A 20,768-nucleotide genomic window follows, 5' to 3' on the forward strand; every position below is an offset into this window, starting at 1 on the left:
TTCCAGGGCCCGGTGTCCTGACGACCGCGCCCACGATCCGGTCCGCGCCCAGGGCCGTTCGCGACGCATGCGCTGCGGGAGGGAGCTGAGCGGCGGGGCGCGCTCTCCCTCCCTCCGTCGACGGTTCCAGCTCGGCCAGGCACGAGTGGACGCTGAATTCCCGGAATCCGTCCAGGTCGGGGGCGGTGAGCAGGCCCGCGGCGGCACCACCCGCGATCCGGAATTCGCCGGACGAATACTTCTCCCGCGCACAGCGCCCACGTTGCGCCTGTGGAAGCCGCCGGGCGCTTTCCGTCACGTACGGCGGCCGCCCATGACTGCCGGCGCAGGAGCGTCATGCCGACGGCGGAAACCGTTGACCGGCCTACGGTGAGCCGCGCCACCACGGCGAGGGAATCGAGACCGCCCTCACGGCAGCGGGCCGGGCCCGAAAGACCAACGGGCGACAGGCAAGAGGAAACGAGCAGCAGACTTTCCCTCCCGTCATGCAGCGCATGCACCGAGGGGTGGGACACAGAGGGGATGGGGAAAGATGTCATGGAACCGCCGCGACATATTGAAGGCGGCCGGCAAAGCCGGTGCGGGCGCCCTGGCGGCCTCCGCACTGGGCGGCATGGAGCGGACCGCCGCTGCGAGTCCGATAGGGAGTGTGCCGTCGAATCCGAGGATCTCGGAATGGGCGCACGCGAAATCCAGTAGCCATGAGGCCGGCTGGACCGATCAGTTCCAGGGCATGTGCACGGACGGCGCTTACTGGTACATCGTGTCCAATGCCGATGACGACCAGCGCCTCCACAAGCTGTCCCTGGACTTCCGGACCACGTATGCGAGCCTGTCCGCGCCTTCCGGCAGCGGTCACATAGGCGCGCCGACATACGACCCCCAGCGACGCCAGATCTACGTTCCGGTCGAGGGGGACGAACCGGAGCTGATCTGGAAGGTGACCACGGGCCTGAGCACGGCGGGGATCGTTCCCATTGCCGGACGCACACCGGGCTCCCACGCACCACAGCGGTGGAAGTTCCCGTGGATGGCGTTCAATCCGCGTGACGGACTGGTCTACAGCTCAGTCTTCGGAGATCCGGAGCGCACGGACATCGACAGGGAAGTCGACCGCATCTGGGGGTACGACCGGGACACCGGAAGGCTCAAGAAGGAGATTCCGCTTCCGAGCAAGGTGTACGCCATCCAGGGCGGCACTTTCGGCAACGGCGGGAGAAATCTCTACCTGGCCTCCGACTACGAAGAGGCGACGAACGACAGAAAGCACGTCTACGCCTACGACTTCTCCTCCGCAACGGACGGCGTGCCGGTCAGAACCTGGGGAAAGGTCGCCGTTCCGGATGCGGACGACGAAGTCGAGTGCGTGGTCTTCGCCCATCTGAGCTGGCACGGCGCCCGCGACACCCACATCAGCATCGGCCTCCTGGACGACACCGTCTGGTCGGGAGCGACCGACAATGTCTACTTCCGGCACCTCGCCGTACCGTCACCGAACTTGATCTGAAGCGAGCGTGCCGGGTCGGCAACGATGGCAGCATGACGCGCACCGAGACTCCATGGGGCCCGTGGGAACCGGCACCCCTGTCCGACGTGGTTGCCCTTTTCTCACGGGTTCCGGTTCGTATTTCCTGGTGGATTGCGGGCGGCCATGCGATCGAACTCGCCGTGGGGCACGCATTCCGCGAGCACGCCGACATCGATGTGCTGCTGCTGCGGCGCGATCAACTGGCGGCCCAGGACGCGCTGTCTTCCTGGGAATGGTGGGCGGCAGATCCGCCCGGCACGCTTCGTCCCTGGGGCCGCGGCGAGATTCTGCCGATGGACGTCCACGACGTCTGGTGCCGCCCAGGGCCGTCGGAGCCCTGGCGGATTCAGATCATGCTCGACGAGGCCGAGGGCGGTGCATGGGTTTCGCGGCGGAACAGCAGGGTGCGGCGTGCTCTTGCCGAGGTGGGTGCGCTCTCCGGGGAGGGCATCCCCTACCTCGTGCCGGAGGTGCAGCTGTTCTACAAAGCCGGTCGGCCCAGGCCCAAGGACGAGCTGGACTTCGCAGCTGCTCTGCCTGTATTGGATGACGCCCAGAGGCGATGGCTCGCAGAATCCATCGACGAGGCCTACGGCAGGCACCCGTGGAGCGACCGCCTTGGACGCTGACCACGTGCCGGCCGACGGGAATCCTGCTCGCTCCGTGTCAGAAGGTGGCGTGAGGGCAAGCGAAGCCGCGCGGTGCCGCTCAGAGGGCAGTACCGGCCAGCTCCGCCAGCAACCGGACCTCTGCCAACTCCTCTGCCCCGCCCGCCTCATCATCGTGGTCGGCGCTCCACAGGGCGCTCTCCACGCCGCGTGCCACCGACCAGGCGAGCAAGCGCGTGGGGTCCTCGTCCAGCGCGTCGGCCACCCGCGCGTAGCGCTCGCGGAGCACCCGCCGTGGGTCCGGCTGCGTGAAAGGGTCGTCGAGCTGGGTCAGCAGCGGCCAGGGGTCGTACGCCGGGTCGCCGACCATCGGCTTGGGATCGATGGCCAGCCACGGCCGGCGCTCCGCCGCCAGCACATTGCCCGGGTTGAAGTCGCCGTGCACCACCGCCTCGCGGGTGGCCGTCGTCGGCAGGGTGCGCAGCAGATCGGCGCCGAGCGCCACCAGGCCCGGGTCGTAGCCCGGCCGCAGCCGCAGCATCCGCTCCTGGAGGATGTCGGCCCACTCGGCGCACACCATGTCCATCCGCTCCAGCTCGCCGTCGGGTGGTGCGGGCGCGGCCCACAGCTCGCGCAGCAGGACCGCGGCGAGGGTGAGCCGCTCGGCGGGCGGGAGCGGGGCGTCCCCGAGGGGAGTGCCGGGGCGGCACCGTTCGATCAGGAGCGCGCCCCGCTCACGGGACCGGCGCAGCAGCCGTACGGCGCCGTTGCCGTCCCAGGCGTGCAGCGCCGGGGCCTCGCCGTCGGCCTCGCGGTGCGGCCAGGTCACCTTGAGTACGGCCGAACCGCCGCCGGGGTGCTCGGCCGGTGCCACCCAGGAGCAGCTGCCGCCGTGGAACGGGGCACCGAGCCGTAGTTCCCAGCGCTCCTCGATCTCCCGGACGATCCCGGGCAGCCGGTCCAGCCAGGCCCGCCCGGAGGCGGTCCGCCCCATCTGCCGGACCACGGGCAGCCCGGCGGGGAAACGGTCGGGGTCGTGGGGGTACGCCATCCGGGCAGCCTAAGGGTTGTCCCGTAGCCCTTGATGCGTCCGCCGGCATCACGGGACGGCCCTCAGCAGCGGCCGCGGCAGTCGAGGGTCCGTATGGGGGAGAGCGGAAGACACCGGCGGATGGGACATTTCCGGCCCTCGCCGTGCTGATATCTGTCGGACATGAGCGCGTACACACGGTATGCAGCAGTCGCCCTGCTCGCCGCGCCGGCCGTGGGCTGCACCGCCCCCGGGTCGCACCCCGTCCCGCGGCCCGCCTCGGGGCCCGGGTCGCACGCCCACGCGGGTGCCCCGGTCGCCCCGGACGCCGGAGGGCGGCCGTTCACCCTGGTCGCCTCCGGGGAGATCGTCGCCTCACCGCCCGATGTTCTCGCCACGGCCCAGGATGACGCACCGCACGACGGCTACGACTACCGGCCGATGCTCAAGGGCGTGCGGCCGGTCATCTCCGCCGCCGACCTGGCGCTGTGTCATCTGGGGGCGCCGTTCGGGCCGGTGAACGGGCCGTTCACCGGCTACCCCGTCCTCCAGGCGCCTCCGCAGCTCGCCACCGCGTTGAAGTCGACCGGCTACGACTCCTGTGCCACCGCCTCCCGCCACGCCCTCGACCAGGGCGTCCCGGGCGTACACCGGACCCTGGAGGTGCTGGACACCGTCGGCCTGCGGCACAGCGGCTCGGCCCGCGACGCCACCGAGGGCGCCCGGCCGGTGCTGCTGCGGGTTCCGGGCGGCGCGCGAGTGGCCCAGCTTGCGTACACCGGCGGCACCGCTGCCGCCCGGCGCCCCGCGTACGCGCCGTGGACGGTGCGGCGGATCGACGAGAAGCGGATCATCGCGGATGCGCGGGCGGCCCGCCGGGCGGGGGCCGATGTGGTGGTCGTCAGCCCCTACTGGGGCACGGAGTACCGAACGGCCCCCGACGCACGGCAGATCGCGTCCGCACGGGCGCTCACCGCTTCGACGACCGACGGCCGGCCCGATATCGACCTGATCGTCGGCACCGGTGCGCACACCCCGCAGCCGTACGAGAAGGTCAACGGCACTTGGGTCGTCTACGGCCTCGGCGACCAGATCTCCGGAGCCATGAAGAAGCCGCGCGGCAACTGGGGCAGCATCGCCCGCTTCCGGTTCGCGCCGCCGGACGGGGCCGGTGCGCGGTGGCGGGTCACCAGGGCCGAGTACCTCCCGCAGCTCGCCGAGCAGAAGCCACGGGTACGGATGCGCGCGCTCGCCAGGAACGGCGGCCACGGCCGGATCCGCAAGAAGATCGGCAAGGCGGTCCTGAGCCGGGGCGCGGCGGCCGACGGGCTGACCCTCGGGAGGTGAGCCCACGGCCCCGTCAGGGCGGACCGTGCCCGGCGAGGGAGCGCTGTGCCCGGTCAGCGAGAACTGTGCGCGATCATGGAGGGATGGCCGACTCGTATGTACGGGTGCGCGGCGCCCGTGAGCACAACCTCCGCAGCATCGATGTGGACATCCCGAGGGACGCGCTGGTCGCGTTCACCGGGGTGTCCGGATCGGGCAAGTCCTCCCTCGCCTTCGGCACCCTCTACGCCGAGGCGCAGCGCCGCTACTTCGAGTCGGTGGCCCCCTACGCCCGGCGGCTGATCCACCAGGTGGGCGCACCCAAGGTCGAGGACATCACCGGGCTGCCGCCCGCCGTCGCCCTGGAACAGCGGCGCTCCGCGCCCACCTCCCGCTCCTCGGTCGGCACGGTCACCACCCTCTCCAACACCCTGCGCATGCTCTTCTCCCGCGCCGGCGACTACCCGGAGGGCGTAGCGGAACGGCTCGATTCCGACGCGTTCTCGCCCAATACCGCGGCCGGGGCCTGCCCGGAATGTCACGGCCTGGGGACCGTTCACCGCGTCACCGAGGAATCACTGGTCCCCGACCCCTCGCTGTCCGTCCGAGAGGGCGCCGTCGCCGCCTGGCCCGGCGCCTGGCAGGGCAAGAACCTCCGCGACATCCTCGCCGCCCTCGGGTACGACATCGACCGGCCCTGGCACGAGCTGCCGCAGGCCGACCGGGACTGGATCCTGTTCACCGACGAACAGCCGGTCGTCACCGTGCACCCGGTCCGCGACGTGGGCCGGATCCAACGCCCCTACAAGGGCCAGTACATGAGCGCCAAACGCTATGTGCTGCACACCTTCGCCGACTCCAAGAGCGAGACGCTGCGGGGACGCGTCCAGGGGTTCATGGTCGCCGAGCCCTGCCCGGTGTGCGACGGGCGGCGGCTGCGCCCGGAGGCGCTGGCCGTCACCTTCGAGGGCCATGACATCGCCACCCTCGCGGGCCGCCCGCTGAGCGCCCTCGCCCAGCTGCTGCGGCCCACCGCCGGGCGGGCGGACGACGAGGTGGCGCCGGTGCTGGCCCGCGACCTGGTGGCCCGTATCGATGTCCTCACCGAACTCGGCCTGGGCTATCTGAGCATGGACCGGCCCTCGCCCACCCTGTCCGCCGGTGAACTCCAGCGGCTGCGGCTCGCCACCCAGCTGCGCTCCGGCCTCTTCGGCGTCGTCTACGTCCTGGACGAGCCGTCCGCCGGCCTCCACCCCGCCGACACGGAGTCGCTGCTCACGGTGCTGGGCCGGCTCAAGGAAGCGGGCAACTCGCTGTTCGTCGTCGAGCACGACATGGATGTGGTGCGCCGCGCCGACTGGATCGTGGACGTCGGCCCGCACGCCGGGGAACACGGTGGACAGGTGCTGCACAGCGGCCCCGTCGCCGCGCTCGCGGACGCCGCCGGCTCCGCCACCCGCCGCTTCCTCTTCGACACCGCACCGCCCGCCGAGCGCACGGTGCGCAGCCCCTCGGGCACACTCACCCTGCGCGGGGCGACCCTGCACAATCTGCGCGGCCTGGACGCGACCTTCCCGCTCGGTGTCTTCACCGCCGTCACCGGTGTCTCGGGATCGGGCAAATCGACCCTGGTCACCCGTGTCCTCGCGGACGCCGTACGGGACCACCTCGGCGCCGGCGAGGAGCAGGACGCCGCCGACGGGGACGGCACCGGCACCGGCAGCGGACCGATGGCACGGGCGCAACTCACCGGCGCCGAGGGCCTGGAAGCGGTCGACCGGCTGGTACGCGTCGACCAGAAGCCGATCGGCCGGACCCCGCGCTCCAACCTCGCCACCTACACCGGGCTGTTCGACGCGGTACGCAAGGTCTTCGCCGCCACCGACGAGGCCCGCGCCCGCGGCTACACGGCGGGACGGTTCTCCTTCAACGTCGCCGCCGGCCGCTGCGAGACCTGCCAGGGCGAGGGCTTCGTGGCCGTGGAACTCCTCTTCCTGCCCGGTACGTATGCCCCCTGCACCGCCTGCCACGGCGCCCGCTACAACCCCGAGACCCTCCAGATCACCTACCGGGACCGGACCGTCGCCGACGTGCTGGCGATGACCGTCGACGACGCCGCCGAGTTCCTCGCCGATGTCCCCGCGGCCGCCCGCAGCCTGCGCACCCTCCATGACGTGGGCCTCGGCTATCTGCGGCTCGGCCAGCCCGCGACCGAACTGTCCGGCGGCGAGGCACAGCGCATCAAGCTCGCCACCGAACTCCAGCGCACCCGCCGCGGCCACACCCTCTACCTCCTCGACGAGCCCACCACCGGACTGCACCCCGCCGACACCGAGGTGCTGCTGCGCCAGCTGCACGGCCTGGTCGACGCCGGCCACACCGTCGTGGTCGTCGAGCACGACATGGGAGTGGTCGCCGGCGCCGACCACGTCATCGACCTCGGACCCGGCGGTGGTGCGGACGGCGGCCGGATCGTGGCGGCGGGCACCCCGGCCGAGGTCGCGGCGGCACCGGACAGCCGTACCGCGCCCTACCTGGCCCGGCGGAGGGCGCGGCCGGACGCCTCTTGACGGTCCGCTAATGTACGCAGGTCAGATCACCAGGCAACAGCACCGCGCAGCACTGCGCAGCACCACGAAGGGGGCACCTCTCATGGCAGACATAGAGAAGGCCAGGGCGGCGTTCGACCGGTTCGACGCGGACGGCGACGGCCAGGTCACGCCGGAGGAGTTCAAGCACGCGATGGCCGAGATGGGCGACCCGTACGTCACCGGCCCGGTCGCCGAGGCGGTCATCAAGGCCAAGGACACCGACAGCGACGGCCGGATGTCCTTCGACGAGTTCTGGGCCGCCCTCCAGGACTGACGTCCGCACCCGGCCCCTCCTCACACCCCCTTCGCCTCCCGTTCGCCCGCGGCCGCGCGCAGCGCCGCCAGCGCGCGGGCGATCGGGGGCCGGCGCTCACTGCCGCGGCGCACGGCCGCCACGAACCGCCGCAGGGGGAGGGGCTCCCCGCGCAGCGGCACCCGAACGACGGGGTACCGCTGCGGCACCGGCGCGAGTCTCGGCACCAGGCAGATCCCGAAGCCGTGCGCGACCAGGGCCGCGACCGCGTACCAGTCGACCGCGTGATGGCGCACCCGCGGGGTGAACCCCGCCGTGGCACAGGCGCTCAGCAGCAGCTGATGCTGATCGGCCGGATCGCCGGCGCGGATCCAGCTCTCCGTGCCCGCCTCCGCCAGCGCCACGCCCTGTGCCGCACGCGCGGCGAACCGGTGCCCGGCCGGCACCAGCAGATCCTGTGGCTCCTCCAGGAGCGGCTGTTGGACGAAGCGCGCATCGTCCGACGGGGGCAACTCCCTGCTCGGGCGAAGGCGGGAGCCCGGGAGCGGGCCGCCCGGCGCGGGAATCACCACGGCGATATCGGCCCGGCCGGCCAGCAGCAGCTCGAAGCGGTTCTCGTCCGGATCCTCACCGATCTCCACCGCCAGCCGCGGCAGCTCCTCGCGCAGCCGCGCCGCCGCCGGCGCGATCACCCCCGTGATCGCCGTCGCCACCCCCGTGATGCGCAGCTGCCCGGCCACTCCGTCCGCGTAGCCCGCGAGGTCCGCGCGGGCCTCCTCCCAGCGCACGAACAGCGCGTCGGCGTGCTCGACCAGCGCCAGCGCCGCCGGAGTCAGACGCACCTTGCGGCCCACCGGCTCCAGCAGCTCCAGCCCGAGCCGGGCCGACAGCTGACGCAGCTGCTGGGACACCGTCGACGGCGTCAGATGCAGGGCCTCGGCGGTCGCGGTGACGGTGCCGCGCTCGTGCAGGACACGCAGGGTCTGGAGCCGGGGATCGATCATGCGCGCAGCATAGGGCGGCGATCGTACGGATCTGCCACACAGTCTGCTGCGGAAACTTTCGATGGACCCACATGCTCGGCCCGCCCGAAGCTGGACGGCATGACCGAGTTACTGACCGATGCCTTTCTGCCGGGACTCTGGGCGGGCTATGCGCTGGCCGTGCCGGTCGGTGCGCTGGCCGTGCTGCTGGTGAGTGTCACCGCCCGGACCTCGTTCCGGGTCGGTGCTTCGGCGGCGCTCGGGGTGGCGACCGCCGACGGCCTCTACGCGCTGGCCGCGGTGGCCGGCGGCGCCGCCCTCTCCCGTGCCGTCGCACCGGTCGCGGGCCCGCTGCGCTCGCTCGCCGCCGTCCTCCTGCTCGGCATGGCGGTACGGACCGCCGTCCGCGCACTGCGGAACCGCGGCACACAGGACGGCCCGGAACGGGACGTCCTGGGACGCCCCGGCCGGGCCTATCTCGCCTTCCTGGGACTGACGTTGATCAACCCCTGGGCGGTCCTCTACTTCTCCGCGCTCGTGCTCGCCGGCGGTGCGGGCACTCCCGCCGGCGTCGCAGGACCCGCCGCCTTCGTGGCCGCCGTGACCCTCGCCTCCGTGAGCTGGCAGCTCATCCTGGCCGCCGGGGGGACCGTGCTGGGCAGGTCGCTCACCGGCTCACGGGGGCGGGTCGGCACCGCGCTGCTCTCCGCCGTGGTGGTGTCAGCGCTGGCGATCGGGCTGCTGGTGCGCGGATGAGGTGCCCACCGGCGGCGGCGCGGCACGGTCGCCGGTGCCCCAGTCCGACGGCTCCGTGCCCACCGTGAAGGCCAGTTCACGGCCCGAGCGCAGCTCATCGGTGGTGAGGTACGTCCGGTCGTGGGGGACGCCGTCCAGACGTACCGACTGCACATAGCGGTCGGCAGCCGACGTACCGGGCGCGCTGAGGGTGAAGTGCCCGGCAGGGTAGTAGCGCCGGTCCAGCGTCAGGTCCACGCGGTCGAAGACCGGGGTGCTCAGCCCCCAGCTGTCGGTGCCCGGCTGCACCGGGAACACCCCGATCGAGGAGAGCACCATCCACGCCGACATCGTCCCCAGGTCGTCGTTCCCGGTCATACCGGTGGGGGCGTCGGTGAACAGGGTCAGCGCCGCATGCACCACATCCGTCGTCTTCCAGGGGCGCCCGGTGGAGAGATAGGTGTACGGCGCGATGAGATCGGGCTCGTTCTGCGGGTTGTACTTGTCCGCGTTGTAGTAGTCGTACGGGCCGTTGACCCACACCTCGCGGGCCGTCTTCTCCGGGTCCTTCAGCAGCTTCTGGTAGGCGAAGAAGGAATCCAGCCGCTCATCGGCCTTGTCCTTGCCGCCGATCAGCTTCAGCATCCCCGGCAGGTCCTGCGGAACCAGCCACTGGTACTGCCAGGACGTGCCCTCGTGAAAGCCCTCGCTCTTGGCCGGGTCGGCGGGCCCGGTGAAGGCGCCCTTCCCGTCGCGGGCCCGGAAGAAGCCGGTCGAACTGTCGAAGATCCTGCGGTAGTTCTGCGCGCGGGCCGCATACCGGTCGGCGTCCTCGCCGTGCCCGAGATCGCGTGCCATCTGCGCCAGCATCGCGTCGGAGAGAGAGTATTCGAGGGTGGCCGAGGCGCCGTGGTCGAAGTCGGAGTCACCGGGCTTGGTGTGCGGGCGGCCCTTGAGGTACGGGGCGAAGCCGTCCTTCAGATACTGCGCGTTGGCCTCCCGCCCGACGGCCGGCGAATCGGCCGGCGGGACTCTGTCGGCGTTCTTCTTCAGCGCCGCGTACGCCTCCTCCTCATGGCCCCGCAACAGCCCCTGCTGATAGGCGTTGGTGAGGAACGGAGTGACCGGATCGCCGGTCATGATGTTCGTCTCGACCGTGCCGTAGCCCCACTTGGGCAGCCAGCCGCTCTCCTTGTCGATCCGCAGCACCGACAGCGCCATATCGCGGGACTCGTGCGGCGCCAGCAGCGCCAGCAGCTGCGCCTGGGTGCGGTAGGTGTCCCACAACGACCAGTTCTGGTAGTACGTGAAGCCCCTGGCGCGATGGGTCTTCTGGTCCCAGCCGGTGTAGCGGCCGTCCACGTCGCTGCCGATGTTCGGCGCGAGGAAGGACCGGTAGAGGGAGGAGTAGAAGGTGCGCCGCAGGGTCTTGTCGCCGCCCTGGGCCTTCACCAGGCCCAGCCGCCGCTCCCATGCGGCGTCGGCAGCGGCCTTCGCACGGTCGAAGGAACCGCCGCCCTCGGCCCGCAGATTGCGGGCCGCGCCCGCCGCGTCCACATAGCTGAGCGCGGTGGTCGCCTCGACGGTCCGGTCCTTGCGGGTGTCGAAACGGGCATAGGCGCCGTGCCGGCCGGTGGCGGTGGAGTCCTTGGAGCCGGCCGTCACCTTGTCGCCGTCCCAGGTGCCGTACGACGCGAACGGCCGGTCGAAGCGGGTGAGGGCGTAGACGGTGTACGGCTTGGTGTCCTGGCAGAAGCCGCGGCCGGTGAGGGCGGTCCGGATGGTGCGGGAGTCGAGCACCTCGACCCGCGTGGAGACGTTCTTGTGCAGCGACTGGCCCGTGTTGAGCAGCACATTGGCCTTGTCGGTGGCCGGGAAGGTGTAGCGCTGTCTGCCGGTGCGGGCGGTGGTGGTCAGCTCGGCGGTGATGCCGCCGTAGGACTTCAGGCCGACGCGGTAGTAGCCGGGCCGGGCCGACTCGTCGTCGTGGCGGTAGGCGGCCGCGTACTTCGCATAGTCGGTCTCGGTGATGTCGCCCGTGGTGGGCAGCACCGGCAGGTCGCCGCCGAGCCCGCAGCCGACGCCGGAGATGTGCACCGAACTGAAGCCGCGGATGTGGTCGTCGTCGTAGCCGTACCCGGTGGTGTGGCCGGTGTCGGGGGAGAGCTGCACCATGCCGAACGGCACGGCCGCGCCCGGGTAGGTGTTGCCGTCGTTCCGGCTGCCGATGAACGGGTTGACCAGGTCGGTGAGGGGGCCGCCGGGCGGCTCGGCCTGCGCGGCGGGGGCCGCGAGCGCGCCCCCGATGAGCGCGGCCGCCAGGACCGCGCCCGCGGTGCGCAGCCGGGTGCGACTGAGCCATGCCATGGATCCAGACCTCCGGGATCGGGTCGCCGAGCGGCCCTCCGGAGCATGCGGGAGCCGCACACGACCCCAGGGGCCGACAACGTTGTCAGGGCGCGCTCATTCTTGGCGCCGGTCAGGTGCGCGTCAAGGGGTGGCGCGGCGGTAACTCCGGCCCGCCCGGCCCCCGTGCTCGCGGTGCACCCGGCACGGGAGTGGGGCCACGGTTGCGCCGAGCGATTCAGCGACCTCTCACCCGGCAACGCGCCGCGCTCGCCGCGCTCTTGGCCCTCGCCCTGGCCGCCTCGCTCACCTTCACCACCACCGACAACGTCCACAACATGGCGGTCCCTGGGCCTTCTTGGCGGTGTTCGCGCTCGGCATGACCCTGGTGATTGTCACCGGGGGCATCGGCCTGTCGCGGGCGCCGCGCAGGCACCGGTCGCACGTGGGCCGCTGGGACAGAGCCGTGCAGGCGTTGTCGCACGGCAGCACGCCAGCACGCCAGTGCAGCAGTGCAACGCGGCAACGCGCCCCTCGTCGGCCACCCCGGTCGGCAACTCACCCGGCTACGGGGACGCGTGCACCTCGGCGCAGCCGGTTCGCGGAACAACTCCGGGCAACGAAAACCGCGCTGCCACGCTCCGGAGGACCCCATGCCGCCCGTCACCGCAGGGGGCTCAGCGTTGCGGTGCGAGGCCGAATACTGCCCTTACCGGCCTGGTATTGACTCGGGGTGCGAGGTGTGCTCGTGGCTGATCTACTGCTTGTAGGGCGCGCAAGGAGCGCCGGAACCATAGGAGATGATCTCATGTCGTATGAGGTTTCGCAGGAGCAGGACGCCCCTGTGGTGTACGAACCGCCCGTGCTGGCAGAGGCCGGCGACTTCGCCGAGAAGACGCAGGGCCGCGGCGGTGAGAGTTCGGAAGGCTACGGCACCTACAGGCCGTGATGAGCGCTTGCCATGAGTGCTGGTTCGTGGTCTTCCCGGACTGCGAATCAGCGCCGAGAGTGGCCGCGCGGTTCACGGGGCGCGCCTGTCGAGTGGTCCGGCACGCCTCCGGGCGGCCATGGCTCGTCGGATGTTGGCCGGCCGGCAGCCTCGCGGTGGCCTCTCATGGGTCGGCCCGGCTGGCGATGGCCGGCACGTTCTCGCTGACCGAGGACGAGCTCCTCCGACGCTTGCGCGCGGTGCGACCGACTGCGGACCTCGTGCGCTGGACCGCGGACATCGAGGCGGCGGTGTCCGGCGCTCCGGGCAGTTTCCACCTGATGGCATCCATGGGTGAAGAGGTGTACGCGCGCGGTAGCTTCTCCGAAGCCAGGCGCCTGTTCTGGAGTTCCGCCGACGGGGTGACGGTGGCTGCCGACCGTGCACGGACCCTGGCCTGGCTGGCCGGAGGCGGCATCGACCTGGAACAGCTCGCTCTGCGGCTGGCCTACCCTGACGTGCCCCATCCCCTGGCAAGTGGTGCCCCCTGGCGCGGAGTCCATGGTGTTCCGGGCGCCGAGGCGCTGCTCTTCGACCGTCACGGGCAGGCGGGTACACGACGCTGGTGGCAGGAGCCGTCCGGTGAACTCCCTCTGGAAGTCGGCGCGCCGGCCGTGCGGCAGGCCCTGGAGAACGCCGTCGGTGTGCGGGCGCGCCCCGGACAGGTGCTCGGGGCCGACTTGTCGGGTGGCATGGACTCCACCTCGCTCTGTTTCCTCGCCGCCCGTGCCGGGGCCTCGTTGGTGACGGCCACCTTGGAGTGGGCCGCGTCGGGCAACGAGGACTCCGCGTACGCGGAGCGGGCGGCCGCCCATCTGCCCGGCATCCAGCGGTTGGTGTTCGGCCCTGCGGACCTGCCCGCCTACTTCACAGGTCTCGGTCAACCTCACGAGCCGGATGATGAGCCCACGGTGTTGGTCCGTGATCGCGCGCAACAGCAGTACATCGCCGATGCGATGCGGGCAGCCGGTGCCGAGCTGCGCCTCACCGGACACGGTGGAGACCACGTGGTGGAGGCGCCGGACCAGTACCTTCACTGCCTGCTGCGCCGGCACCCCGTGCGAGGGCTACGGCATGCGGCCGGCCAACGGGCCAGGCACCACTGGGCGTTGCGGTCCGCCGCGCGCACGCTGACGGACACCCGCTCGTACCAGGCGTGGCTCAACGGCGTCGCGGACGCGCTGGACCGGCCCGGCGACTCTGGGGCAGCGCCGACAGGGTGGGGTGCGCCGATGGCGCTCCCGCCATGGGCCGGCAGACGTGCCGTCGAGTACGTCGCCCACCTGCTACGGGAGGCGGCCCGCACGGTCGAGCCCGTTGTCCACGAGCGCGGGCGGCATGCCTGGATCCAGCAGGCGCAGACAGCGGGGCGGCTGGCCGGAAACATCTTGCATTCGTCCCTTGGCGGAGTGCCGGGCGCCTCGCCCTTCTGCGACGACGCGGTCATCAACGCCTGCCTCGCGGTGTCCGCGTCCGCCACCAAGAGCCCGTGGACCTATAAACCGTTGCTGGCCGAGGCCATGCGAGGGCTGGTACCCGAACCCGTCCTGGCCCGTACCTCCAAGGACCATTCCGGCAAGGAGTGGTATGCGGGCCTCAAGCTCCAGCAGGCCCAACTGGCGGACTGGGCCGCCGACTCCCGCCTCGTGGCCTGCGGCCTCGCCGACGGACCGGAGCTCAAGCGCGCATTCCTCAGCCCGTCCATGCTCGACCTGGGGGCGCACACTCTGGAAGCCACCCTGGCAGTGGAAGCCTGGCTGCGCGATATCGAAGCCTGTCCCACCCCCACCTATCTGAGGGAGCACGCAGATGAGCCTGCGGATGCGCGCTGATGTCGCCCTCTGCGAGACGGAAGACGCTCTGGTGCTGCTGGACGAGCGCACCGGGCGGTACTTTCAAGTCAATCGCACCGGCGCGATGATTCTCAAGGAACTGATGGCCGGGTCGAGCGTCGAACGGGTCGCGGCGAACCTGGCGCGAACCTATCCGGTGACGCTGGAGGAGGCATCCCACGACGTCAAGCGCCTCCTCGACCAGCTCACCGAAGAGGCTCTGGTGGTCTCGTGAGCCAAGTCCTGGAACGGGGTGGCCGGCCGGAGCTGCGCTGCCGTCTCATGGCGCGCGCCGCCGTGGTGCTGGCGTTCCTTCTGGCGAAGCTGCCACCCCGACGCATCCGTGTCATCCTGCGCGTCGTCCGGTGGCACGCAAAACCGACCACATATGAGCAAGCACTGGCCGCCCGGAGTGACGTAGTGGCGGTCAACGCGCGCTGCGCAGGAAGCTACTGCCTGCAACGATCCCTGGCCACCACGCTGTTGTGCCGGGCCAGAGGCACGTGGCCCGCATGGATCGTCGGCGTGCGCACCCCGCCCTTCGCCGCCCACGCCTGGGTCGAAGTCGGCGGGCAGCCCGTAGGGGAGCCGGTGGAGAGCTCGACGTACCGCGCCATTCTGGCCGTGCGGCCGATGTCCCGGCGGTGACGAGGACGACGCAGCCTCCGGGGCCGGAGTCGAGAGGCGCGTCACATCCGCTCCTGTCGCCTGCGTTCATGTCACATCCCGTCCAGCCGTCCCGTCCAAGGAGGTGATCAGCAACCACGACACAGGAGTGCAGCATGAACGCTCGGTTGGACCTCATGGCGGGCCCGGTCGCCGCCAGGACCATGAAGCACCTCATCGCCGCGGGCAAGGCGCTGGCGGACTCGACGCTGCCGTTCGCGACGCAGGAACTGGTGAAGCTCCGCGCCAGCCAGATCAACGGCTGCGCCGGCTGCATCGACATGCACACCAAGGATGCCGCAGCCGCCGGGGAGACCGCGGTGCGTCTCCACCTGGTCGCGGCCTGGCGGGAGGCCACGGTGTTCACCGAGGCCGAGCGCGCCGCCCTGGAGCTGACGGAGCAGGGCACCCGTATCGCCGACGCGGCCGGCGGTGTCACGGACGAGGCCTGGGCGAATGCCGCCAAGCACTTCGACGAGGAGCAGCTCGCCGCCCTGGTGTGCACCATCGCCGTCATCAACGCCTTCAACCGCGGGAACGTCATGATCCAGCAGCCCGCCGGGAACTACCAGCCCGGCCAGTTCGCCTGACGAGGAGCAGCCGGCCGGGGCCGCCGGTGCCCGCTGCGCTCGGAGCAGCAAACCCGGCCTCGGCACTGCTCGAGGCGTCCCCGCCGCCTGCGCCGCCCCCGCTCCATTTGGTGCAGACACGTCAAAAATCATGAGGAGTCTGCCTTGCCCTCTTCAGGGGCGCGTGCCTCAATGGTCAGCGATTCAGGTCGCTGACCAACCGTCAGATATGGACGGTGGTCCGGCACGGGGTCCGACCGCGGCCCCCGCGTGGCCGCCGGTCGTTCCCTCGCGTACCCCTCGACGGCCGGTGCCATGGGCCTGCACCCCCCTCAAGAAGGCGGTACCCCCATGAGGCACCTCAGATCAGGCACGCGCGGAATTGGTACGGCACTTGGCGTTGCGGTCGCCGTCGCGGGCACGCTCGCGATGGCACCGGCCGCGACCGCGGTGACCCCCGACACCGCCACCGTCTCGTTCGACTGCGGGAGCTTCGGCTCCGGAACGGCGACGCTGACCGCGTCCCAGGACGGCACGGCCGCGACCATCAGCCTTTCCACCTCGGCGATCACCTCTCCGATAGACGTCGGAGCGAACTCGGTCAGCTCCACGCTCACCCTCACCAAGAACGGCTCCGGGACCACGGAGTTCAGCGGCAGCTCCAACCCGGCGATACCCGCCGGCAGCGAAGTCTCCACCGGTCCGCTCAAGGGCACGGTCGCCGCGGGCGACAGCCTGGAGGCCACGTCCCTGAAGGTCGTGGTGTTCGGCATCACGGCCACCTGCAACGCCACCTCGCCGCAGTCCCCGGGACCGTTCGTCTTCTGATTCCGAAGGACCGCTTCCCGAGGACGTCTTCGGGAGCGCGGCGGGGACCGGCGGACAACGTCCTGCCGGTCCCCGCCGTCAGCCGCCGTCAGCCGGCGCGGCTCACGGCCGCTTCCCGCGGCTCTCCCCGCCGGCGCTTTCCCGGTCCGCCCGCGCCAGGTTCGAGTGGCGGTAGGAGTACGCGAGGTAAACGATCATGCCGACCAGGAACCACACCGCGAACCGCACCCAGGTCTGCCAGGCCAGGAACGTGATCAGCCAGATCGAGAAGCACACCCCGATGGCCGGGACCACCGGCATCCCCGGCGTACGGAACGTCCGCGGCAGGTCGGGACGCTTGTAGCGGAGCACGATCACCGCGACGCAGACCACCGCGAAGGCGAGCAGGATGCCGATGTTGGTCAGCTCGGCGGCCTCGCCGATCGGCAGGAAGCCCGCGATGGCCGCGGAGGCGAAGCCGACGATCCAGGTCACCCGGGTCGGCACATGGTGTTTGGGGCTGGTCTTGGCGAACCACTTGGGCAGCAGACCGTCCCGGCTCATCGAGAACCACACCCGGGTCACACCGAGCATGAAGGTGAACATGACCGTGAGAATGCCGATGATCGCGCCGACCGCGATGACATCCGCCAGGCTGCCGAGGCCCACCGACTTGAACGCCGACGAGAAGCCGCTCTCCGGGTCGATGTCCTTGTAGTTCTGCATACCCGTCAGCACCAGGCAGGCCAGGACGTACAGCACCATCGAGATGGCCAGCGAGTACATGATCGCCTTCGGCATATGGCGCTGGGCGTCCTTGGACTCCTCGGCCGCGGTGCTCATCGCGTCATAGCCGAAGACGGCGAAGAAGACGGTGGCCGCGCCGGTGAAGGCGCCGCTCACCCCGAACGGGAAGAACGGGTGGTAGTTCGAGGTCTTGATGTGGAAGAAGCCGACCGCGATCACGATGATGACCACCAGGACCTTCAGGCCCACCACGACCGTCTCGAAGCGTGCGGCGTTCTTGATGCCCAGCGTCAGCAGATAGGCGATCAGGAGGCAGAGCACCGCGGCGAAGAGGTCCACCCGGTGTCCCGCGCCCGTTCCCGGCGCGCCGAGCATCCAGGCGGGCAGATCGACGCCCAGCTCGCCGAGCAGAAAGCCGAAGTAGCCGGAGATGCCGATCGCGACCACCGCCACGATCGCGGTGTACTCCAGCAGCAGGTCCCAGCCGATGAACCAGCCCGCCACCTCACCGAGGACGGCATAGCCGTAGGTGTAGGCCGAGCCCGCCTTCGGGATCAGCCCGGCGAATTCGGCGTACGAGAACGCGGCCGCGGCGCTCGCGATGCCCGCGACGAGGAAGGAGATCAGGACCGCGGGCCCGGCCTTCCCGTTCGCGACGGTGCCGGCCAGCGTGAAGATTCCCGCGCCGATGATGCCGCCGACCCCGATGGCCGTCAGCTGCCACAGGCCGAGCGCCCGGGTGAGCTGTTCGCTCGCGGTGCCTTCCGCCTCTTGAATGTGTTCGATCGGTTTACGGCGCAATACGCCCTGTCCAGCGCGCAGCCCCATGCGTCATCCCTCCGTACGCTCCGTCGTGGTCCGACGGCGGATCATCATGGACCCTCAGGAGCGACTAAGGAAGGCGACTCCCTAGTAGCGCCGGGACTCGCCGGGATACGTACACGGGAGAGGTGTCAATCGGCGTCCTCGAGCCGGAATCCGACCTTCAGGCCGACTTGGTAGTGGTCGATCTCGCCGTCGACGATATGCCCGCGCACCTGGGTCATCTCGAACCAGTCGAGGTTGCGCAGGGTCTCGGAGGCGCGCTTGATGCCATTCCTGATCGCGGCGTCCAGGCTCTGCTGGGACGTGCCGACGATCTCGGTCACGCGATACGTGCGGTCGGTCACGGTGGTCTCCCTCGTCGGGGCGGCGCTCCGCCCGTCCACTGTCCACCGTGCCTCAGGGCGGGCCGCCTCACCAGCGGAGCGGCCCCGGCCCCTACGGGACGACGGTGACCGGCCAGCGCCCGGCCTTGACCAGGCGTACCGCGACCGAGCCCATGATGCGGTGCCCGGCCGACTCCGAGGCGCCGACCACCACCGCGTCGGCCTTGAGCTCGTCGGCCATCTGCACCATGCCGTTGTACGGGTCGCCCCGCAGGGTGTGGAACTCCCAGCGCACGCTGTAGATCCCCTGAAGCCGCTCGGTCGCCTGGCGGATCTCCGCCATCAGCTCCTCGGCGACCTCGTTGGTCGCATCCGCGACCGGGGCGCCCATCGCCGCCCCGGCCGGCAGCACCGGCTGGACGTAGACCAGTACGAGCTTCGAGGACTGGCGCCTGGCCAGCCCTGCCGCGTACGAGGCGGCACGCCACGACGAGTCGGAGCCGTCGATGCCGACGACGATGACCTTCGGGCCGTCCGTTCCGCGCTCGAACGGCGCGGCTGCGTTCTCCTCCACACCAGGAGGTTATCCGTACATGCGTGCGGCCGGCTCCCCGGGCCGCATCACCGCGCCCCGCGGAGCCGTCCGGCCCGGTCAGGCGGGGGCCGGCGGCCAGCTGTCCGGCGACAGCACGCCCAGCACGTACGCCCTGGCGACCAGCGCGGTACGGCCCTGCACCCGCCAGCGGCGGGCCAGCCGGGTGAGGTGGTAGTTCACCCCGTCGACCGTCAGCCCCAGCGCCGTACCGATCGACGCCGTGGTCGCGCCGCCCGCGGCCAGCGCCAGGATCCGGGCCTCCACGTGGCTCGCCGAGCCGCGCGGCGCGGGGGAGGGTGCGCTCTCGCGGACCCGCAGCAGCGCCAACAGGGCCGGCGGGTTCACCGAAGGGTCACCCACCGGATCGATGGTCAGTTCTCCTTCCCGTTCCGTTCCGTCGGACGCGTCGCGCCAGCGCACCTCGACCGGATAGCGCGAACGGCGCCCCATACGCAGCGCCTCGGTGAGCCGGTCGATCTGCGCCTTGGCGCGCGGCTCGAACAGGTCCAGCAGATTGCGTCCGCGCAGCTGTCCCGGGACCGTCCCCCACTGCGCTGCCATCGCCGGATTGGCGATCAGCACCTCGCCGTACGCCCGGCACACCGCGATCGGCGTGGGGATACGGTCCAGCAGGATCAGGAAGTAGTTGCGCCACGGGCCGCCCGCGTACGGCCCGGCCGGGTCGATCTGCGTGTTCCAGCAGGCCGGCTCGCCCGTGCCGTCATCGTCCGCGTCCGGTGCCCCATCAGCAGTCCCGTTGTTCATGTCCCCTTCTCCGGTCCGCGCGCAAGAGCGAGCAGCGAAAAACCACTGCACAATCATGCAGTTGTCTGGGCGTGACCTGTACGTGGGGGCCCTCACGCTGGAGACATGACCGATACCATCGCGCTCCACAGGGACGAACGCGCCGCCGATGACGGCATTCCGGTGGCCGACCTGACGGAGGCCGGGCTCACCCACACGCCCATCCAGCAGTCCATGGATCTCGCCCGGATCCACGGCCCGGTCTTCAAGCGCAAGTTCGGCGACCGCGAAACGCTGTTCCTCTCCTCCCTGGACCTGGTCACCGAGGTCGCCGACGAGTCCCGCTTCGCCAAGGGCGTGTCGGTCGTCCTGGAGAACGTCAGAGAGTTCGCCGGTGACGGTCTGTTCACCGCCTACAACGACGAGCCGAACTGGGCCAAGGCACATGAGGTCCTGATGCCGGCCTTCGCGCTCGGCTCGATGCGCACCTACCACCCGGCGATGCTCAAGGTCGCCCGCCGGGTCATGGCCGCCTGGGACCGGCGGGTGGCCGACGGCACGCCCGTCCAGGTCGCCGAGGACATGACCCGGATGACGCTGGACACCATCGGGCTGGCCGGGTTCGGCTTCGACTTCGAGTCGTTCTCCCGCGGTGACAGCGCGCATCCGTTCGTCGAGGCGATGGTGCGCTGTCTCGAATGGAGCATGACGAAGTTCTCCCGCGACCCCGACGCGGACCACTCCGCGGCGGACGCGGCCTTCCAGCGCGACGCCGACTACCTCGCCTCGGTCGTCGACGAGGTCATCGCCGCCCGGACGAAGAGCGGGGAGACCGGTGACGACGACCTGCTGGGGCTGATGCTCGGCGCCGGCGGCGAGGGGGACGGCGGGCCCGCCCTCGATCTCGCCAACATCCGCAACCAGGTCATCACGTTCCTGATCGCCGGTCACGAGACCACCTCGGGCGCGCTCTCCTTCGCCCTCTACCACCTGCTCAAGGACCCGCTCGCGCTGCGCATGGTCCAGCGCGAGGCCGACGAACTATGGGGCGACCAGAGCGACCCCGACCCCTCGTTCGAGGACATCGGACGGCTGCCGTTCACCCGGCAGGTCCTCAACGAGGCACTGCGGCTGTGGCCCACCGCCGCCGCCTTCAGCCGCCAGGCCCGCGAGGACACCCTGCTCGGCGGCCGCTACCCGGTCAAGGCCGGGGACCTGGTCACGGTGCTCACCCCGATGCTGCACCGCGACCCCGCCTGGGGCGACAACCCC

At 70.9% G+C, this 20,768-nt stretch carries 20 protein-coding genes; 13 read left to right on the forward strand and 7 right to left on the reverse strand.

From position 1 onward, the window contains the following. Positions 1-532 precede the first annotated feature (532 nt). Together M8I34_RS36260 and M8I34_RS36265 are read left to right on the forward strand one after the other, a co-directional pair. The gene (locus M8I34_RS36260; RefSeq protein ID WP_250057070.1) at positions 533-1,507 is read left to right on the forward strand and encodes a hypothetical protein; all 975 of its coding nucleotides are present in this window, start codon (positions 533-535) and stop codon (positions 1,505-1,507) included. Positions 1,508-1,539: 32 nt separating this feature from the next. Beyond that, on the forward strand, positions 1,540-2,157 hold the full coding sequence (locus tag M8I34_RS36265; protein WP_250057071.1) for a nucleotidyltransferase domain-containing protein: 618 nt from the start codon (positions 1,540-1,542) through the stop codon (positions 2,155-2,157). A gap of 79 nt (positions 2,158-2,236) precedes the next feature. Here the strand turns inward: M8I34_RS36265 and M8I34_RS36270 are convergent, their stop codons facing one another. Beyond that, a complete protein-coding gene (locus tag M8I34_RS36270; protein WP_250057072.1) occupies positions 2,237-3,187 on the reverse strand; it encodes an aminoglycoside phosphotransferase family protein in 951 nt (316 codons plus the stop codon). Between the two features lie 162 nt (positions 3,188-3,349). On the opposite strand from M8I34_RS36270, the gene M8I34_RS36275 reads away from it, so the two are divergent. The 3 genes from M8I34_RS36275 (at position 3,350) to M8I34_RS36285 (ending at position 7,357) form a co-directional block, all read left to right on the forward strand. After that, positions 3,350-4,513 (forward strand): CapA family protein, encoded by a 1,164-nt coding sequence (locus M8I34_RS36275; RefSeq protein ID WP_250057073.1) that lies wholly within the window; start codon positions 3,350-3,352, stop codon positions 4,511-4,513. Between the two features lie 83 nt (positions 4,514-4,596). Beyond that, positions 4,597-7,062 carry an excinuclease ABC subunit UvrA gene (uvrA, locus tag M8I34_RS36280; protein WP_250057074.1) on the forward strand — a complete coding sequence of 822 codons (2,466 nt, stop codon included), beginning with the start codon at positions 4,597-4,599 and terminating at the stop codon, positions 7,060-7,062. 82 nt (positions 7,063-7,144) lie between these two features. Then, positions 7,145-7,357 (forward strand): EF-hand domain-containing protein, encoded by a 213-nt coding sequence (locus M8I34_RS36285; protein ID WP_030078061.1) that lies wholly within the window; start codon positions 7,145-7,147, stop codon positions 7,355-7,357. 20 nt (positions 7,358-7,377) lie between these two features. Here M8I34_RS36285 and M8I34_RS36290 read toward each other — a convergent pair whose 3' ends face one another. Further along, positions 7,378-8,340, reverse strand: a complete 963-nt coding sequence (locus M8I34_RS36290) for a LysR family transcriptional regulator (protein ID WP_250057075.1) — start codon at positions 8,338-8,340, stop codon at positions 7,378-7,380. 99 nt (positions 8,341-8,439) lie between these two features. On the opposite strand from M8I34_RS36290, the gene M8I34_RS36295 reads away from it, so the two are divergent. Beyond that, on the forward strand, positions 8,440-9,075 hold the full coding sequence (locus M8I34_RS36295) for a LysE family transporter (RefSeq protein ID WP_250057076.1): 636 nt from the start codon (positions 8,440-8,442) through the stop codon (positions 9,073-9,075). On the opposite strand, the gene M8I34_RS36300 is transcribed toward M8I34_RS36295, so the two are convergent. Beyond that, positions 9,040-11,421: a GH92 family glycosyl hydrolase gene (locus tag M8I34_RS36300; protein ID WP_250057078.1), complete on the reverse strand. Its 2,382-nt coding sequence runs from the start codon at positions 11,419-11,421 to the stop codon at positions 9,040-9,042. The two genes, M8I34_RS36295 and M8I34_RS36300, sit on opposite strands and share 36 nt — an antisense overlap. A gap of 787 nt (positions 11,422-12,208) precedes the next feature. On the opposite strand from M8I34_RS36300, the gene M8I34_RS36305 reads away from it, so the two are divergent. The 6 genes from M8I34_RS36305 to M8I34_RS36330 all read left to right on the forward strand — a co-directional run bounded on the left by M8I34_RS36305 (position 12,209) and on the right by M8I34_RS36330 (position 16,283). Further along, positions 12,209-12,349 carry a lasso RiPP family leader peptide-containing protein gene (locus tag M8I34_RS36305; RefSeq protein WP_250057080.1) on the forward strand — a complete coding sequence of 47 codons (141 nt, stop codon included), beginning with the start codon at positions 12,209-12,211 and terminating at the stop codon, positions 12,347-12,349. A 239-nt stretch (positions 12,350-12,588) separates the two neighbouring features. Next, a complete protein-coding gene (locus tag M8I34_RS36310; RefSeq protein ID WP_250057083.1) occupies positions 12,589-14,220 on the forward strand; it encodes an asparagine synthase-related protein in 1,632 nt (543 codons plus the stop codon). Further along, entirely contained in the window at positions 14,198-14,455 is a 258-nt protein-coding gene (locus tag M8I34_RS36315) for a lasso peptide biosynthesis PqqD family chaperone (RefSeq protein ID WP_250057085.1), read from the forward strand. The genes M8I34_RS36310 and M8I34_RS36315 overlap by 23 nt, the downstream gene beginning before the upstream one ends. Beyond that, complete coding sequence (locus tag M8I34_RS36320; protein ID WP_250057087.1) at positions 14,452-14,868, forward strand: lasso peptide biosynthesis B2 protein; 417 nt, start codon at positions 14,452-14,454, stop codon at positions 14,866-14,868. The genes M8I34_RS36315 and M8I34_RS36320 overlap by 4 nt, the downstream gene beginning before the upstream one ends. A gap of 134 nt (positions 14,869-15,002) precedes the next feature. After that, on the forward strand, positions 15,003-15,476 hold the full coding sequence (locus M8I34_RS36325) for a carboxymuconolactone decarboxylase family protein (RefSeq protein ID WP_250057089.1): 474 nt from the start codon (positions 15,003-15,005) through the stop codon (positions 15,474-15,476). 330 nt (positions 15,477-15,806) lie between these two features. Further along, the gene (locus M8I34_RS36330) at positions 15,807-16,283 is read left to right on the forward strand and encodes a hypothetical protein (protein WP_250057091.1); all 477 of its coding nucleotides are present in this window, start codon (positions 15,807-15,809) and stop codon (positions 16,281-16,283) included. A 102-nt stretch (positions 16,284-16,385) separates the two neighbouring features. On the opposite strand, the gene M8I34_RS36335 is transcribed toward M8I34_RS36330, so the two are convergent. The 4 genes from M8I34_RS36335 to M8I34_RS36350 all read right to left on the reverse strand — a co-directional run bounded on the left by M8I34_RS36335 (position 16,386) and on the right by M8I34_RS36350 (position 19,517). After that, positions 16,386-17,837, reverse strand: a complete 1,452-nt coding sequence (locus M8I34_RS36335; RefSeq protein ID WP_250057094.1) for an amino acid permease — start codon at positions 17,835-17,837, stop codon at positions 16,386-16,388. A 125-nt stretch (positions 17,838-17,962) separates the two neighbouring features. Then, positions 17,963-18,178, reverse strand: coding sequence for a dodecin (locus M8I34_RS36340; RefSeq protein ID WP_030078076.1), 216 nt, complete (start codon positions 18,176-18,178; stop codon positions 17,963-17,965). A 91-nt stretch (positions 18,179-18,269) separates the two neighbouring features. Continuing rightward, positions 18,270-18,731, reverse strand: coding sequence for a universal stress protein (locus tag M8I34_RS36345; protein ID WP_250057096.1), 462 nt, complete (start codon positions 18,729-18,731; stop codon positions 18,270-18,272). Positions 18,732-18,809: 78 nt separating this feature from the next. Next, a complete protein-coding gene (locus tag M8I34_RS36350; protein WP_250057098.1) occupies positions 18,810-19,517 on the reverse strand; it encodes a PAS domain-containing protein in 708 nt (235 codons plus the stop codon). A gap of 105 nt (positions 19,518-19,622) precedes the next feature. Between M8I34_RS36350 and M8I34_RS36355 the strand changes: the two genes are divergently transcribed. After that, positions 19,623-20,768 (forward strand): cytochrome P450 (locus M8I34_RS36355; RefSeq protein WP_250057100.1); only part of this gene is annotated, 1,146 nt, incomplete at its 3' end.

The sequence above is a fragment of the Streptomyces sp. MCA2 genome, assembly GCF_023544705.1.
Lineage (GTDB): Bacteria > Actinomycetota > Actinomycetes > Streptomycetales > Streptomycetaceae > Streptomyces > Streptomyces decoyicus.